This is a genomic window from Limihaloglobus sulfuriphilus (genome assembly GCF_001999965.1).
Classification (GTDB): domain Bacteria; phylum Planctomycetota; class Phycisphaerae; order Sedimentisphaerales; family Sedimentisphaeraceae; genus Limihaloglobus; species Limihaloglobus sulfuriphilus.
Genome location: NZ_CP019646.1, coordinates 544,061 through 561,319, shown reverse-complemented (window position 1 = coordinate 561,319; position 17,259 = coordinate 544,061). Strand labels below are relative to the sequence as shown.

At 46.7% G+C, this 17,259-nt stretch carries 12 protein-coding genes and 1 tRNA gene; 8 read left to right on the top strand and 5 right to left on the bottom strand.

From position 1 onward, the window contains the following. The first annotated feature begins 47 nt into the window (after nt 1-47). The 6 genes from SMSP2_RS02110 (at nt 48) to SMSP2_RS02085 (ending at nt 7,202) form a co-directional block, all read left to right on the top strand. Nucleotides 48-1,943 carry a sodium:solute symporter family protein gene (locus SMSP2_RS02110; protein ID WP_146682378.1) on the top strand — a complete coding sequence of 632 codons (1,896 nt, stop codon included), beginning with the start codon at nt 48-50 and terminating at the stop codon, nt 1,941-1,943. Between the two features lie 342 nt (nt 1,944-2,285). Continuing rightward, entirely contained in the window at nt 2,286-3,407 is a 1,122-nt protein-coding gene (locus SMSP2_RS02105) for a DNA polymerase III subunit (RefSeq protein WP_146682377.1), read from the top strand. Between the two features lie 107 nt (nt 3,408-3,514). Then, entirely contained in the window at nt 3,515-4,651 is a 1,137-nt protein-coding gene (locus tag SMSP2_RS02100; protein WP_146682376.1) for a PSP1 domain-containing protein, read from the top strand. Continuing rightward, nucleotides 4,648-6,639 carry a methionine--tRNA ligase gene (metG, locus tag SMSP2_RS02095; RefSeq protein ID WP_146682375.1) on the top strand — a complete coding sequence of 664 codons (1,992 nt, stop codon included), beginning with the start codon at nt 4,648-4,650 and terminating at the stop codon, nt 6,637-6,639. The genes SMSP2_RS02100 and metG overlap by 4 nt, the downstream gene beginning before the upstream one ends. Nucleotides 6,640-6,652: 13 nt before the next feature. Further along, entirely contained in the window at nt 6,653-7,051 is a 399-nt protein-coding gene (locus tag SMSP2_RS02090; RefSeq protein ID WP_146682374.1) for a Minf_1886 family protein, read from the top strand. Between the two features lie 78 nt (nt 7,052-7,129). Further along, a tRNA-Thr gene (locus SMSP2_RS02085) sits at nt 7,130-7,202 on the top strand. A 301-nt stretch (nt 7,203-7,503) separates the two neighbouring features. Here the strand turns inward: SMSP2_RS02085 and SMSP2_RS02080 are convergent. From SMSP2_RS02080 to SMSP2_RS02065, 4 genes are all read right to left on the bottom strand, one after another. Further along, the gene (locus tag SMSP2_RS02080) at nt 7,504-7,833 is read right to left on the bottom strand and encodes a type II toxin-antitoxin system HicB family antitoxin (protein ID WP_146682373.1); all 330 of its coding nucleotides are present in this window, start codon (nt 7,831-7,833) and stop codon (nt 7,504-7,506) included. Next, the gene (locus tag SMSP2_RS15235; protein WP_418287775.1) at nt 7,820-8,041 is read right to left on the bottom strand and encodes a toxin HicA; all 222 of its coding nucleotides are present in this window, start codon (nt 8,039-8,041) and stop codon (nt 7,820-7,822) included. The genes SMSP2_RS02080 and SMSP2_RS15235 overlap by 14 nt, the downstream gene beginning before the upstream one ends. Before the next feature lie 294 nt (nt 8,042-8,335). Beyond that, complete coding sequence (locus SMSP2_RS02070; protein ID WP_146682371.1) at nt 8,336-9,928, bottom strand: NAD(P)/FAD-dependent oxidoreductase; 1,593 nt, start codon at nt 9,926-9,928, stop codon at nt 8,336-8,338. 33 nt (nt 9,929-9,961) lie between these two features. Continuing rightward, on the bottom strand, nt 9,962-10,768 hold the full coding sequence (locus tag SMSP2_RS02065) for a helix-turn-helix domain-containing protein (protein WP_146682370.1): 807 nt from the start codon (nt 10,766-10,768) through the stop codon (nt 9,962-9,964). Nucleotides 10,769-10,914: 146 nt separating this feature from the next. Between SMSP2_RS02065 and SMSP2_RS02060 the strand changes: the two genes are divergently transcribed. Further along, nucleotides 10,915-12,063, top strand: a complete 1,149-nt coding sequence (locus SMSP2_RS02060) for a uroporphyrinogen decarboxylase family protein (protein ID WP_222566386.1) — start codon at nt 10,915-10,917, stop codon at nt 12,061-12,063. A gap of 80 nt (nt 12,064-12,143) precedes the next feature. On the opposite strand, the gene SMSP2_RS02055 is transcribed toward SMSP2_RS02060, so the two are convergent. Continuing rightward, nucleotides 12,144-13,814: a DUF7901 domain-containing protein gene (locus tag SMSP2_RS02055; RefSeq protein WP_146682369.1), complete on the bottom strand. Its 1,671-nt coding sequence runs from the start codon at nt 13,812-13,814 to the stop codon at nt 12,144-12,146. Between the two features lie 525 nt (nt 13,815-14,339). Between SMSP2_RS02055 and SMSP2_RS02050 the strand changes: the two genes are divergently transcribed. Beyond that, nucleotides 14,340-17,222: a glycosyl hydrolase gene (locus SMSP2_RS02050; protein ID WP_146682368.1), complete on the top strand. Its 2,883-nt coding sequence runs from the start codon at nt 14,340-14,342 to the stop codon at nt 17,220-17,222. Nucleotides 17,223-17,259 lie beyond the last annotated feature (37 nt).

Here is a 17,259-nt window from a genome sequence, read left to right as displayed (position 1 = left end):
GTAGGTACATAAAACATGAGTATTATTTAACTGTAAAGGTAGGTAGTATGGGGTCTGTATTAGCCGCGACTTCTGGTTTTGAATTGATTCTTGTTTTTATTTATCTTCTTGCTATTCTTGGCCTTGGATGGTTAGGGTACAAAAAAACTAAAAACACGGCAGACTATCTTGTAGCCGGCCGCAATGCCCACCCATTTGTAATGGCTATGAGTTACGGAGCAACATTCATCTCAACTAGTGCCATTGTGGGCTTTGGAGGTGTTGCCGGCATGTTCGGTATGGGAACACTGTGGCTGACTGTGCTGAACATTTTTGTAGGCATCTTTATAAGTTTCGTTTTCATTGGCGGACGTACGCGGCGTATGGGGCACCATCTCGGTGCACATACTTTTGCAGAGCTGCTTGGCAAGAGATACCAGAGTAAATCAATTCAGATACTGGCCGGACTGATCATAACTATTTTTATTCCTCTCTATTCGGCCGCGGTTCTCATAGGCGGGTGTGAATTCATAACATCCCATTTCCAAATCAATTACAACGTTGCTCTGTTTCTTTTTGGTTCAATCGTTGCCGCGTATGTAATAAGCGGAGGATTAAAGGGAGTTATGTACACAGACGCTCTTCAGGGAACGATAATGCTGATCTCTATGGTTGCGTTGCTTTTCATGAGCTATAAAATGTTTGGCGGCATTACCGCGGCCCACGAAGAGGTGACGGCAATGAGTGACCAGGTATTTGTTGGATTCAAAGCCATAGGCCACAGAGGCTGGACAAGAATGCCCGAATTCGGCTGGGGCGATCCTAAATACGATCTGTGGTGGATTCTCATCTCAAGTATTGTATGCGGCGTAGGCTTTGGAGTATTGGCTCAGCCTCAGCTCAGCGTCCGTTTTATGACAGTTAAAGGACAGCAGGAGCTTAACAGGGGTGTCATGATCGGCTCTATCTTTATCCTGCTGATGACCGGAACCGCTTTTGTTGTGGCAAGCCTATCTAACGCATACTTCTATAATAAAGAGGTTATTACGGGAAAACTCATCGCTGATGAACAAACAGCCGTAATCGCGAAAAAGACCAGGCTTGAAGAAAAGACTATCCCGTGCAGGCTTTTGCATATAGACACTAACGGGGACCTTGCCCCGGACGTTCACATAATAGCCAACGGTATTGAAATAGTTAAAGATGGTCAAGTTGTAGGCGATACACGGCCAATTCTGCCAAAAGCTGAGATTTCTTATCTGGAAAACGGCATGATAGAGGTCAAACCTCGGGCGACAGCTTTTATGAGGTCTGTAACCTCTTTTGGTCAAGATAAATGGATGCTTAACACAGACAGTATAATTCCTGAATTTATCGGCTCGGCACTGCCAAAATGGTTTGGCACTCTACTGCTTTTGACGCTTCTTGCTGCGGGAATGAGCACTTTATCGAGCCAGTTCCACACTCTTGGCAGCAGTTTCGGGCACGATGTGTTTGTGATGCTGACTAACAAGAAGGCTTCCGCAGTTAATGTAACCCGAATAAGTATCCTGGTTGGCATGTTAATCGCTATATGGCTTAGTCTTATTACCCGGGGAGGCTACATTGTTGCCCGTGCTACAGCCATATTTTTTGGTGTCTGCCTTTCATCTTTCCTGCCTGCATTGATTGGCGGGCTTTACTTCAAGGGTGTAACAAAAATTGCGGCGATAGGCTCAATGTTAACGGGTGTTGCGGTTACCATATTCTGGCTGCTGCTGGTAAAATCAAAGGAAGCTGTTGCCATCGGTCTGGTCCAGATAGTTACGGACGGAAAAACCTCAATCCTTGAGGGACACCACAACTGGCCGAACGTCGATCCATGCTTTGTCGCTCTGCCGCTGTCCCTGTTGGTTTTCATAGTTCTGACATTAATTACCAAACCCTCGGACAAAGAGCACATCGAAAAATGTTTCAGTAAATAAATATCTTGCTTTACAACAAGTTACATTACAAACTGAATGCTGCTCTCAAAGCCCGTCGCATCCCTTGCCCGTTGCTTTGAAGGTAACGATATTCAAATTATATAAAGCATCGGCATATAGCTTTACTTTGGGCACACAAATAGAAACCCAGAACCCCGCGTAATTTCAACAATAAAAAGCTGGGATTATCTGGCATCTTTGGTTTAATATTGTATATTATTTTTAGCCGGTTTAATTGTTATTCTGTGATTTATAAAGACTCAGAAATAGAGATTTTGACCGGCTCACTTGATAAATTACAGAAATCTCACGTATAACTTTGATTTATAATAGCATATTCCTATGAGTTTAATAGACATAAAATGTCAAGACAAAGCAATTTCGCGGCTGCAACGCTCGCTCGCAAGCAACCGTTTGGCGCAGGCGTACATTTTTTCTGGACCGGAAGGCATAGGTAAGTATCTAACGGCAAGAGAATTAGCAAAAACTATTTTATGCCGCAACCCCCTTCGAACAGAAGTAAACAGCCGGCCATTTCTTGATTCATGCGGAAAATGTGATTCATGCCTGCTGTTTGAGGGCAATGGCCATCCAGACTTCAATCATATTTACAAGGAGTTAGTGAAGTTTTCATCAAAGAGCTACAGCTCAAGAACTTCACCGGTTGATATGCCAAAAGATGTTGTACAGGAATATCTTATCGACAAAGTAAACATGAAGCCTGTTAAGTCTGAACATACAGTTTTTGTCGTGAGTGAATCGGAAAAGATGAATGCTTTCAGTCAGAACGCACTCCTGAAAACTCTCGAGGAGCCGCCGACCTTCTGCACAATAATACTTCTGTGTTCCAAGCCCGACAGACTGCTGCCTACAATACACTCACGCTGTCAACAGGTGCGGTTCGGTATGGTTGACCGCCGGCTGATAGTATCCCGATTGGTTGATCAGGGATGCCGGGAACAAGAAGCTCTTTACTGGGCCGGCTTTACACAGGGCAGTCTCGGCGAATCGTTAGAAGCGGCAAAACTCAAAAACCAGGAGTTCGACTGCTTTAAAATGAAACAGAATCTGATTAAAATGGTTTTTGAGCTTAAACTGCCCGAAACCCTCGAGTTTGCAGACTGGATCTCTCAGCAGGTAAAAAACGTATCCGCTTTGCTGGCTCAGCTTTACAGCGAGACAAGCAAGTCGGATCTCTCCCGCAGAGCTCAAAGAATGATGATAAACATAATCATCTCCGCTTTTTCAGACCTGCTAAGACTTTCATCAGGCGTTGATTTCATTGTCAATACAGATCAGTCAGACCTGCTGAACAGTTACACAGAAACCATAAACCCTGTAGCGGCAGCAAGATTCGTGGAAAAATGCAACGAAAACCTGAGATGGGTTGACCGTTCAGTGAATGAAAAACTAAATTTCGAGGAACTATTGCTAACTTATGTAAGTTCTGATATAATCCGCTGAAAATCAGGAATTTAGAATGTAAAATATACTCGGGAGGCATAAGAAGCTAACCCTGCGCAGGTTAGCGGCTTTTGCCTCTTGTCTTTCAATATAATCAAGGTAAAAAAATGGCAAAGAACGATAAATCAAAACAGAACCGAATGTTGGTCAGATACGGAAACATAGGCTACATCGGTCTGTTTGAACATAACCTTACCGAGCTGCCTGCAAGGCCGACCCGCGTAGTTATAAAAACTGAACGGGGTCTGGAACTGGGCACTCTCATTGGCGCCTGCAACAGCAAAAAAGGCAATTTCTGTCTAAATTGCGGCAGTCTTGAAGATTATTATGAAACCCAGCAGGGAGAATATCCTTTAGGACGCGGCGGTAAATTTGTTCGGATAGCTAACGAACAGGATCTTTCTGAAGAAAAACACATAAATAACAACGCAAAAAACGAAATGAAACGCTGCCAGGAGTTTGCCAGGGAACTTGGCCTCCAAATGAAAGTGGTTGACTGTGAACATATTTTCGGCGGTGAGCGGGTCATTTTCTACTTCCTCAGTGACGGCCGCGTTGATTTTCGAGAGCTTGTAAAACAGCTTGCAAGGGAATTCCAGACACGCATTGAAATGAGACAGATCGGCGCCCGCGACGAAGCAAGGCTTATAAGCGACATTGAGACTTGCGGACAGCCCTGCTGCTGCAGACAGTTTCTCAAAATCCTCAAGCCGGTAAATATGCGAATGGCAAAGGTGCAGAAGGCCACTCTTGATCCGTCAAAAATTTCAGGTCACTGCGGCCGCTTGCGGTGCTGTCTAAGGTACGAAGACGAAACATACACCCAACTCAAGAGACGGCTGCCAAATCGTTCATCCCGCGTACAAACTCCGTTGGGGATAGGACAGGTAACAGACGTTCAGATAATTACTCAGCTTGTTGTGGTCAGACATGAAGACGGCACTGTCAATGCTTTCAATGTTGAAGACATTGAAGTACTGCCGAAATCAGACAGAGATGATCAGAAAAATTATCGGCAAAAAGACAGAAACAGCAACAACCGTTCTGAAAACAACAGCCCCGAACCAAAAGGCTCGGCTTCAGGAAAGGGCAAGAGAGCCTCTAACGGCAACGAGAACAAGGATGTTCCAAACGAAAGGTCAGATGAGCAGCCAGAACCGCCGCGAAGTGACCAGGAAAAGCAAAACGAAGACAAAACGACCATAGATAAAAAACAGCAAGAACAGCCAGAGGCAGAAAAATGACACGCAAAATACTCGTAACATCAGCTTTGCCATATGCTAACGGCCCTATACACATTGGTCATATGGTAGAATACATTCAAACTGACATCTGGGTGCGGTTCCAGAAAATGATGGGAAATGAATGCTTTTATTTCTGTGCAGATGATACGCACGGAACTCCTGTTATGATCAGTGCTGCCAAACAGGGCATAACCCCTGAAGATATGATCGCAAAGGTTCAGGACGAACATAAAAAGGACTTTGCGGCATTTGAGATTGAGTTTGACAATTACTACACCACCCACTCGCAGGAGAACCACGAGTTAAGCGTCGAAATCTATAATCACATGAAAGAGGACGGCGCAATAGCCACTAAAACTATTGAGCAGGCATACTGTGAAAAATGCAGTATGTTTCTTCCTGACAGGTTTATACGCGGGGTCTGTCCAAAATGCGGAGCTGATAATCAGTATGGCGATTCATGCGACAACTGCGGCGCTGCGTATTCAAGCACCGAACTTAAAGATCCTCATTGCTCGGTCTGCGGAGAGACTCCGACAAGAAAGAAAAGCCTCCATTACTTCTGCACACTGAATAAATACCAGGACAGACTGCAAAAGCATCTTAACGAATATGCCAGCAAGCCGGTCGCCTCGAAACTGCAGGAGTGGATGGCGGAGGGCCTCCGCAACTGGGACATCTCCCGGGACGGGCCCTATTTTGGGTTCAAGATCCCCGGCGAAGACAATAAGTACTTTTATGTCTGGATGGATGCCCCAATTGGATATCTGGCCTCTATAAAAAACTTTTTTGACGGCCGGTGCAAAAATTTTAGAGAAGAATGGAATAATTCAGAAATATACCATTTTATCGGCAAAGATATTATCACTTTTCATGGATTGTTCTGGCCGGCAATGCTGATGAGTTCTGGGTTTAAACTTCCCCAAAAACTCTGTGTGCACGGATTCTTAACAGTAAACGGCCAGAAAATGAGCAAAAGCAAGGGCACCTTCATAAAGGCGTCAACTTACCTCAAGCATCTCAACCCCGAACATCTTCGCTATTATTACGCGGCGAAGCTCTCTGACGGTCTTGACGATATTGATTTGAATTATCAGGATTTCGCCAACCGTGTAAATTCAGAGCTGGTTGGAAAATTAGCCAACCTGGCAAGCCGAAGTGCTCCAATGCTGAAAAAGAAACTCGGCGGAATTATCGGCAAGTCTGACGAACGCGGCAGCGAGCTGATAGCCGCCCTTCTAAATATGAAAGACCAGATAGCCCTGGAATACGAAAACCGCCGATTTAGTGCCGCGGTCAGGCTGATTAACAGGCTCGCAGATGATGTAAACAAATACATTGACGACCTTCAGCCCTGGGTTACGGTCAAGACCGATACGGAAACAACCCGCAGGACGCTCAGCACAGTACTTAATGCCGTCAGGATAATTGCCGGCTATCTAAAACCGGTAATACCGGGTTTCGCTGCGAAAGTTGAAGAGTTTCTCAATATCGAACCTCTCAGTTTCAGCAATCTTGAAAACATACTCTCCGATCACGAAATCAATGATTTTAAACACCTTACAAAGAGAATTGACATGGAAAACATTGAAGCTATGACAGAAGAATCAAAGTCTGAAAATTTACCCGAAAAAGAAATAACCCTTGATGAACCTATTGCCGATGAGTGCACAATTGATGAATTCATGAAGGTTGATTTGCGTGTTGCGCGAATCGCAGACGCCAAACACGTTGAGGGAGCGGACAAACTGCTCCAGATAACCCTTGATATAGGCGGAATAGAGAAAAACGTTTTCGCCGGCATATCAAAGGCGTACAAGCCGGAAGATATCGTTGGCAGGCTTGTAGTCTGTGTGGCGAACCTCAAGCCGCGGAAAATGCGATTTGGCGTTTCAGAGGGTATGATACTTGCATCCGGGCCGGGCGGAGAGAATGTCTTCATGCTAAGCCCCGATAAGGGAGCTGTGCCGGGGCAAAGAGTCCATTAAAAAGCAAGCAAAAATGAACGGCAAAGACAAAAGAACAGAAATAAGAAAGCTGGCAAAAACTGACAGCAGGTATCACCCTGATGCATTCTTTTTAGTTTGCGACGGCCTTGAACATGCCGTAACAAAACTCAGAAAAAATGTAAAATATCCGGCTGACCGTCATATTTCCGGTAAAGAGCTCTCAAGTTCGATAGCTGAACTTGCATTGGACCGCTGGGGATACATGACCCGTATTGTGCTAAAACGCTGGGGAGTAGAAGAAACGCTTGACTTTGGCGAGATTGTCTATCTAATGATAGACAATAAACTTATGAGCTCTCAGCCTGGCGACACCATACAGGACTTTGTTGATGTGTTCGACTTTGAAGATGTTTTTGAGAAAAAGTTCCGGATCAAGCCGTTAGAAAAGTAGCCCAAGACTCCAAAAAAATATTTTTTCACTTGATAAAGTATTCTCTAAAAATATAATTGCCGCTCTGATTCTTAGTCAGCCGGTGTAGCTCAATTGGTAGAGCACTGGTTTTGTAAACCAGGGGTTGGGAGTTCAAGTCTCTTCGCCGGCATTACACCTGAAGCCTCGTTTTCACTATCGAAAACGGGGTTTTTTAGTGCATTAAGCGGGTTTTGGCTTTGCATTGAAACGCCTGTTTTGCCTCTTGTATTATGCCGTGATATGGCGTAAAAATCCCCTGATTTTCTGGAAAAGGTGCAAGCTGGGGTGCAAGTTTTTTCAGCGGTAATTTTATCATCTGTACCGGTCATTTTTTGGCTGTTATTTGACGCGTTCATATCAGGGATAAAAGACCTTTTACACAGTTAAATGAACAGACCCTTTACACTCTCGACTGAGGGCGGCGATTGTTATTAACCCTGCTTTGTTAATTTCGCACTAACAAGACGGTTTAAGCTGATATGTTCCTCTGCGGCTTCTATGACTAAGTTGCGATGAACATCAGGCGGGATACGCACCTGAAACTTACCGCTAAACTTGTGGGTTGCCAATGGTTCTGGTATGTCTTCACCGTTAGCCCGCATATCTGCAACAGCCCCGCTCACAACCTTACGGACACCACGCAGTGCCGCTTCCGGTGTCTTTGCCAGCCAACTGAGGCTTGGAAACTCTACACACAGCCCCGCGTACTCACCGTCTTCCTGTACCCATGTGACTTTGTATGTATATTTATCGGCTTTCATCGTTTAACCTTTCAATTGCTTTTAATACCTGTCTTACCTGATACGCCTTTGCCTTGCCCTTGTCGTTTTGGATATTTACACGCGGATCGCCCTGCCACGGCATTTTATAAACCCTGTGGCTGCTTCCCGATTGTCGTGGATTGCCAAAATATCGCTCACAAACCTTACACAACTCAGAAAAGCGGACGTTAGCAGGATTACTACGCATCTTTTTTAAAACTGTTTCAACACTTGACACAAGAATATAGTACCATTATTAGTTGTCATGTCAAGAAATTTTCAGGTTACCCCTGAACTCTTCTCACGTTTGCTGCTATGTATGTGCATACAGAAAAACACTTTATCCCGGCAGGGGGCTAAGTATTATAGTAAAAACAAAAAGGGCCCGGGGGTGTGGTAAAGATTCAAAACCAGAGGTTGGGGGCTCAAGTCCCTTCGCCGGCATTGCCTTTAAATCACCCTTAAAAGCAACAAAAACAGGTCTGGCTGCCAAAGACTTTCTTTAGACCGCGTTAATCACAGCTTCAGCTATTTTTATGCCGTCTATCGCGGCTGACATTATGCCCCCGGCATAGCCCGCCCCTTCTCCGGCAGGATATAAGCCGGCAAGTGCGGGACTTTGCAGTAAGTCGTTTCTTACGATGCGTATAGGTGACGAACTCCGTGATTCGAGGGCTGTCATCACTGCCTCTGGCATCGCAAAACCTTTAAGTTTTTGATCCATCAGAGGCAAAGCCATTCTGAGCGTCCGGGTGACAAAATCAGGAAGGCAATCATCAAGGCTGCAAGGTGTTACGCCGGGAGTGTAGCTTGGCAGCACGGAACCCATTGATACAGAAGCCCTTTTGCCGAGAAAATCACCAACCAGCTGTACCGGGGCAAAGTAGTTTGAACCTCCCAGCTCGAAGGCTCTCCGCTCCCATTTTCTCTGAAACTCAACACCTGCAAGCGGTCCCGAACCGGCAAAATCCGCCGGCGCAACACCAACAAGCAATGCACTGTTGGCATTGTGGCGGTTTCGCAAAAAATAGCTCATCCCGTTGGTTACCAGGCAGCCCGGCTCAGAACAGGAAGAGATCACCTCGCCGCCGGGACACATGCAGAATGAGTATGCACTTCGTCCGTTGCCGCAGTGTGCAACGAGTTTGTACTCTGCCCTGCCAAGCCCGGGAGAAGATGCGTAAACACCGTATTGAGAAGAATCTATGAGAGACTGCGGGTGCTCTATACGAACCCCGATCGAAAACGGTTTGGCTTCGATGGGGATACCTAAAGCCGCAAGCATTTCAAATGTATCCCTGGCACTATGCCCAGGAGCCAAGACAATAATGCCGGTATCGATCTTTTCCGAACCGTTGATTATTGCTGAAGATACGCGGCCGTCTTTTACCTCTATGCCTGTAAGTTTTTTCTCGAACATAACATCGCCGCCGAGAGATATTATAGTTTTACGGATATTTCTGACAATTTTAACCAGATTCTCCGTTCCTATGTGCGGCTTAGCCTGATAAAGTATTTCCGGCCCAGCGCCGGCGTTTACAAACTCCTCAAGTACTTTTCTTGAGCGGTTTTGCCGGTCTTTTATCTGGGTGGTAAGTTTGCCGTCCGAAAAAGTGCCGGCGCCTCCCTCGCCGAACTGAACGTTTGATTCAGGATCGAGCTCACCGCCGCGCCAGAATCTGCGGACATCCCGTATCCGGGCGCCGACCCTTTTACCCCTTTCTATCAGCACAGGTCTCCAGCCCTGCTGAGCGAGAATCAACGCGGCAAACATACCGCTGGGGCCGCTGCCGACAACTACGGGACGAACACCTGAGTATTTCGATGAGGGAGAAATGATATATCTCGAATTCGGAGAAGGCTTTATATGATTATCTCCGGCAAACCGGCTCAAAACTTCGCTTTCGTTCACAACATCCGCGTCAACGGCATAGACGGCTGTGATTCTGTGTTTTCGTCTGGCATCTATAGCTCTTGAAACCACCGTAAAACCATTGAGCTGGTCACGGCTGATTCCAAGACGCTGGAGAATGAGCTTTTGTAAATGATCTGGCTGGTGGTCAAAAGGCAGGATAATATCCCTGATTCTTATCATAAGTTTCTTTCAAAAAAATATTTATCAAATATTTCAATCCGGTTTCTGCGGCTTAAAGCTGCTCGGCGGGCGTTTGAAAATGTTCTTAAACTGTTTTGAGAAGTGGTATTGGTCATAGAAACCAAGATGTTCGGCTATCTCGGCAAGAGTGCCGGCCTCGTTCTGGATCATATTGAATGCGATAAAAATCTTTTCACGCATTATGAATCGGCTGGGTGTAAGCGATAATTCCTTTTTAAAAAGATAGTTAACATACTCCGGCGTGTACCCGAAATTTTCCGCCAGGCTATTCCTGTCAACGCCGCGAAGCAGATTCCGTTTGATGTAGTCGGTCATTGCACGCACCTTGGCAGAAACAGGATCGCCTTCGGATTTTCCCCAGTAGCCGGCAAGTTTGGCCCACAGACTGCTGAATAGCAAACAGCAGTTGCGATAGTTTGAGGGGCCGTGGCTGGAAAAGTCAGAAGCAATTTCCTTGAAGATGTTAACGTAAAAATCGGGTCTGTCAGGTTTTGTAACAAACTCCGGTGTTACGCTCAACTTTGTCCGATGGGCAGATTCCTTTAATTTGGTTTCTGTCGGAGGATCAAAATGCACACAGCTTATTACGCCGGCAGTCTCAGAGCGAAAAACATGTTCTAAGCCCGGAGGAATGCAAAGGATATCATTAGGTGCCAGTGAATAGCTGTGCCCTGCATCTGAAAACGTGAATTGCCCCTCAATAATACAGATAAGTTCGTAGTCCTGCAGCAGCCGCGGGCCCCATTGGCAGGAACCCGCCACATCTATCCAGTTGGCGAAATGAACGAACGATGATATTGTAAAACTTCCTGTATCCACGCAGAAACCTTATTTATATACATTTATTTTTTATTCACATACATTGTAATAATGAAAAATGCCCTTACAATCTTAAAACATAAAACTTAACAAGGTTTTTGACCAGGCATTTAATCTTAAAAATATTATTATTTTACATGGAGTTTATGATGAACGACCGTCAGAGAGTAATGGCTATCTTGAATTATGAGCAAGCAGACCGCGTTCCGGTTGTCCATTTCGGTTACTGGTATGACACGCTGGATAAATGGGCCGGCCAGGGACATATTTCAAAGGAGATCGCCAGAAACTGGGCGGACGGCTCACCGGAGGATACCGAGCTTGCCGAAATTCTCGGCTTCGACCTGAACTGGGGGGCGGCGTACTCCCCTAATGTCGGTCTGATACCGCTTTTTGAAAGCAAGGTGCTCAAGGTTCACCCCGACGGCTCGGAAGAGCTGCTTCAGGGTGACGGAACGGTTGTTCTGCACAAAGAAGGTGCCGGCTCAATACCCGCTGAAATAGACCACACCCTCAAAGACCGCCGCAGCTGGGAGCAGTACTACCTGCCAAAACTACAATTCAGCCCCGACCGCATCGAAAAATCGCTGGTCAACACTGGAAAGCAATACAAACGGTTTGACCAGGGCGGCCTTGAATACCTGCAAAACCCAGACACGCTCTCGGGCATACATTGCGGCAGCATGTTCGGCACCATACGCAACTGGCTGGGAGTTGTCGGTGCCAGTTATATGATGATGGACGATCCGGAGCTGCTCGATGAGATTATAGAAACCGTCGCGAATCTGGCGTATAAATGTGTCGAATACACGCTGAAGAAAGGATGTAAATTCGATTTCGGCCACTACTGGGAGGACATATGCTTCAAAAATGGCCCGCTAGTTACGCCGTCATTCTTTGAAGAAAAGGTCGGCCCGTATTACAAGAAAACAACCTCGATGCTCAATGACCACGGCATAAACATAGTCTCGCTCGACTGCGACGGCATGATTGACGCTTTGGTGCCAATCTGGCTGGAAAACGGCGTAAACACTATGTTCCCCATAGAAGTAGGCACCTGGAACGCCAGTATAGCTCCATGGCGGCAGCAGTACGGCAAAGAACTCCGCGGCGTGGGCGGCATGAACAAAACTGTATTCGCCAGAGACCGCGCGGCTATCGACGCCGAAATCGAACGGCTCAGACCGCTTGTTGAACTCGGCGGCTATATCCCCTGCCCTGACCACCGTCTTGCACCAGACGCAGAGTGGGACAACGTAAAATACTACTGCGAAAAAATGAGAGAAACCTTCTAAACAAAAGTAATCTCACAAATTTTGAATAACCGGGCACTTATACGTGCCCGGCTTTCATTAAACTCCTGTTGAGTATCTGGTTACGGTGTACTTGTCGTCAGCCAGTCCCCGGCAAGAACCCTGAAATCTGCAACATCGACAATACAATCGTGGTTGATATCTCCTTCGATATCGTAACAGGTTCCCGGCTCTTTCTGGTTTGTCGTCAGCTCAAAGCATAGATCGAATGGCTCTGGCCGAAGCTCTTTTTCGCTTGGGAGAAGGATCGGTTTAAAACCCGTTACATTAGTAATGCCCGGCTGCGGCGGCCATTTGTCGATATCATTGATGATAACCGCGACATCAGGTGCCTTGTCCGGGTCGTAAGGTTTGGTTTTCCAGCCCCACGGATGCGGTATCTGACGCGGGTCAGGGATATCCTTATAAACAGCGGCGATACTAAGCCAGTAGATGTTTTCGCCTTCTTCCTGTTTAAAGTACTCGTCTTCGCTCAGAAGCTGATTAAATTGGAAACAAGTTTCATCGATCTCGCACGGCGGGAACTCAAGGAAATACTGGCCAATTTTAGCAAAGTAATCCGGATCAATTAAATCAGGCTCGTATTCGCATTTTGGGTCAATGTCTATGCCGGCGTAGTTCCATACCCACTTGTCGCAGTGATGAACCCATAACAGCTCTCTTGGATGGCTAAAGGGCATGTCCGGATTGGAAGGTACATCCCGCCAGATTCCAATCAGGAAGTAATCCGGAACTATTGTCGGTGGTACATCTTCTGTCCAGCCTTTGAACGAGCCCCACCAGTGGAAATCCGTTACCGGCCTGGGGTCAGAGCAGACCCAGTCATCTGCCGCCATGAAAACCAGTGCCTGCCCCTCAGGGTCATAGTAGAACTGCGATGCCTGATCCCAGCCGTAGATCATTCCGGGCTCCATCTCATACGGCTTCTGGCTGTATTTGACGTGGTAGCCTTTATAAGCCGATTGGGGCGGCGTGTATGGCTGTACCGACACAGAATCCCATGCGTTCCAATAGAATTTAGTCGTCTGTCCAGGAGGCGGAGGCGGAAAAACACCGGGAGTATTATGGAAAGTCTCGTTGATAAACAGTGATACGACCTGGGTTATATCGAAGCTGGGATGGCAGGAGAAGGTCGTACAGGCCGGTGATGAGGAATTGATACCCATCCCTGGTATATCGTTAGTATTAATAGTAATGGTGGTTGGCGATCCCGGAGGTGTTGATGGGATATTTGCCGGAACATACCATGTCCAGCTGCACTGATTACCAGCCGCGTCGGTCAGGCCGAAAGCAACCATTGTTATCGCTGCGGGGGGATGTACAGCAAGACTGATAATACTGCTGCTAAGGTCAGGGTCAACTCCGTAAACAACGTGATAGCCTGAACTGTAATCGCCTTCGGGCATATCCTGTTCGCCCCATGCCATTATAAGCCCCGGTTCATCCGGATATTCGGGATTTAAAGGGTCACCCTCAAACACAAACAGATCCGGATCCAGAAACTCAGCCTTGGGTATGGGCTCACCCTCGACCATGAATTCAGCTCGTTGAATCTCGAATTCCTGCCACATGACCGGGTCAGAGGGCCTGATGAAATTCGCGTCAGGCATCGGATCAAGAAGCATCTGCCATTCCTGGTAGCTGCTTGCCGAAAAATAGGGTCCTGCATAGACTCCTGCTGAAACGAACAGCACAAGACCGGCTGAAATTAAAATTTTGTACAATTTGTCCATTTCTGAACCTCCTTTAAATTAAACATTGTTTAAATTTTCATTCACCCAAAGACGGAAAATCATGCTGTAAAAGTTAAAATCCGGACATCTATCTCAACTGATGAAATACAAAGAAGAGAAAACTGCAAAGATGCTTAACATTCCCCGTGTCCAGAATGAGCGAAAATACTTTTCATTTTTTAAAACAACTCTTGAAATTTCCTATATTATAAGAACAGAATCGCCGACATCAAAGAAAAAAATCTAAACACATTTGCAGTAAAGGTTTACAAAATTATTTTTGTTGAGAGAAACAATTCTGAAAAATAAATTTCAAACGTGATGCTTATAAACCCGGCACTAAGAAAAGTTTTTTAAGTATATATCAGCCTCATCAATTTACATTTGCCGCCATAAATTGCAAATAATGTTGAAAAATCACAACTCACCATTAAAATCACTATTAGTGAAAATCAGAAACTTTTCTTAAAAAAACTGTAATTTCTTTAGACATATTCTACATAATATAAGTATAATAAAGTATTAATGAAAACAATCAATGATTTCAAAAATATTTCTAAAGTATCAATATTCCTTTTTGCTGCATTTGCCTTTGTATCGCTCTCTTGTGCTTCTGGGCTGGTAGCTGATTTTCAAGACCCGCCGCGTGATACCGGGGTAAGATGCTGGTGGTGGTGGCTTAACAGCAACGTTACAAAGGAGTCGATAACACAGGATCTTGAAGCAATGCATGAGAAGGGATTCAGCGGTGCGATGATATTTGACGCCGGCACAGAACTGCGTTGGGGCCCGGACAACCCCGTACCCAACGGGCCGATGTTCTCCGGACCTGAATGGACAGAGCTTTTCCTGCACGCCCTGCATGAAGCAGAACGCCTCTCGCTGGAGCTTGGCCTCTCGATCCAGAGCGGCTGGAACCTCGGCGGCCCCGGCGTAACACTGGAAAACGCCGCCAAACAGTTAACCTTCTCGGAGATTTCAATCAGCGGTCGGCGGAACTTCGAGGGGGAATTACCCCTGCCGCAATGTAATTACGGCTTTTATCGAGACATATGCGTACTTGCATACCCAAAACCGGATAATAAAGAACGCCGTCCAATCAAAGACCTCAGCGCCAAAACAGGATCAAAAGAGCTTGGCGGCTCAGCGCCTGACTGCCGGTTCCTGCTCAATGATGTGCCGGCGGAAAAAGGTGAGCAAGACACCCTGCTCGAAGATATACTCGTTATCAGCGGTAAACTCGGCACTGAGGGTATCCTGCGGTGGCAAGTCCCGAAAGGTGAGTGGATTATACTGCGAATCGGATACACACCGACTAAAGCCCACGTCGCCACATCGAGCGATAACTGGAAAGGCCATGTGCTGGATTATCTCAGCGAAGACGCTTTCAACAACTATTGGGATCAGGTGGTTGATCCGCTGCTTAAAAAGGCAGGCCCGCTTGCAGGCACAGTGTTAAAGCAGCTCGAGACAGACAGTTGGGAATGCGGCGGCATGAACTGGAGCGAGAATTTTGGCCGCGAATTTAAGCATCGCTGTGGATATGACATTACGCCGTATCTGGCCGTTGCTGCGGGTAAAATTGTCGAAAGCCGCGAGGTTAGCAACGCCTTTCTGGCAGACCTGAGAAAAACTATCGCCGCATGTGTCTCTGATAATCACTACAGGGTTTTTGCTCAAAGAGCCGCAGAGCATAATCTCGGGATCCAGCCTGAATCTGCAGGACCGCACGCCGCTCCGGTTGACGGTATTACGAACTATTCGCACAGTGATATCGTTATGAGTGAATTCTGGATTGAATGCCCTCACAGGCCCGGGCCCCAAAACCGCTTTTTTGTCAAACAGGCTTCATCGGCGGCGCATATATACGGCAAAAAACTCGTCGCCGCCGAATCCTTCACATCGCTTAGAAAGCCGCACTGGCAGGATGTTCTCTGGCAGGAGCTCAAGCCGGCAATGGATCATGAGTTCTGCTCTGGGCTGAATATGATTTTCCTGCACACTTTTACAGCCTCTCCAAAAGAAATGGGAATCCCGGGACAGGAATACTTCGCCGGCACGCACTTTAACCCAAATGTTACCTGGTGGGACTACTCGGATGAATTCTTTGATTATATCGCCCGGCTTCAGTATATCTTTCAGAAAGGCAAATTTAACGCGGATGTTCTATATTATTATGGAGACCATGTGCCGAACATCGCCCGGCTCAAAGAATCAGACCCCGCGGGTGCCCTGGCCGGTTATGATTATGATGTAACAAACGAAGATGTACTGCTTCGGCTGGAAGTCTCACAGGGACGTGTTGTTGTGCCGGGCGGCATTCACTACAGGGTTCTGGTACTGCCTGACCACAGGGTGCTTTCGCTTGCCGCAATTGAAAAGGTCGAATTTCTGCTCAGCAAGGGTGCGTCTGTAATCGGTGCAAAACCTGAGCGTCTTGTCAGCCTCAAAGGCGGCAGGCAGGCACAGATAAAATTCCACAAGATCGCTGATAAACTCTGGGGGCAGAATCCGCAAATGGCTGGCGTTAAAAGTGTTAACAGCGGCATACTGGCCTGGGGCATGAGCACGCGAGAATTTCTAAACAGCCGCAGCGTATTACCAGACTTTGAGACGAGCGAAAATCCACAAGAAGGTTCATTTGACTACATCCATTATACGGTTGAGGGCTGCGATGTTTATTTTGTATCAAACCAGACTGAAAACAGCCGCAAAGCAGACTGCACGTTCCGCATTTCAGGCCGGCAGCCGGCAATATGGAACCCGGTCACCGGAAATATAAAAACTGCGTCAGCTTTCAGCCAGTCCGGCGGCAGGACAACCGTTCCTCTGCAATTCGCTCCTTACGGCTCGTGCCTGGTTGTATTCGGTGATGCGATTCCGCAGGACAAACAGGGAACGGGCAAATCCAACTATCCCGATTTGCATCTGCTCGATGAGATAGATGGCCCATGGCTGGTGTCTTTTGACCCGGAATGGGGCGGGCCGGCTCGTGTTAGATTTGAAACTCTGTGCGACTGGTCAGAACACCCCGCTGAAGGTATAAGATATTACTCTGGCGAGGCTGAATATGATAACAATTTTGATCTACCGCTTAAAGAATTTGAAAAACGTTACTGGCTGCAGCTTAATGACCTCAGAGATGTCGGCATTGCCTCGGTGAAACTAAACGGCAAAGACCTGGGCACGCTTTGGACAAAGCCGTTCCGCATAGAGATAACAGACACGCTCAAGGCCGGCCAAAACGATCTCAATATCACAGTGGTAAACAGCTGGATGAACAGGCTGATCGGTGACCGCGGAAAACCCCAGAACCGGCGTTTCACAAAAACCAACATCAAAATCCGTGATGACTGGAAACTGCAGAAAGCCGGTTTGCTGGGCCCGGTACAGATCATGATCGATTAGCAGCATTTTGCTTTTAACGAGAAATAGATTCCGTTTT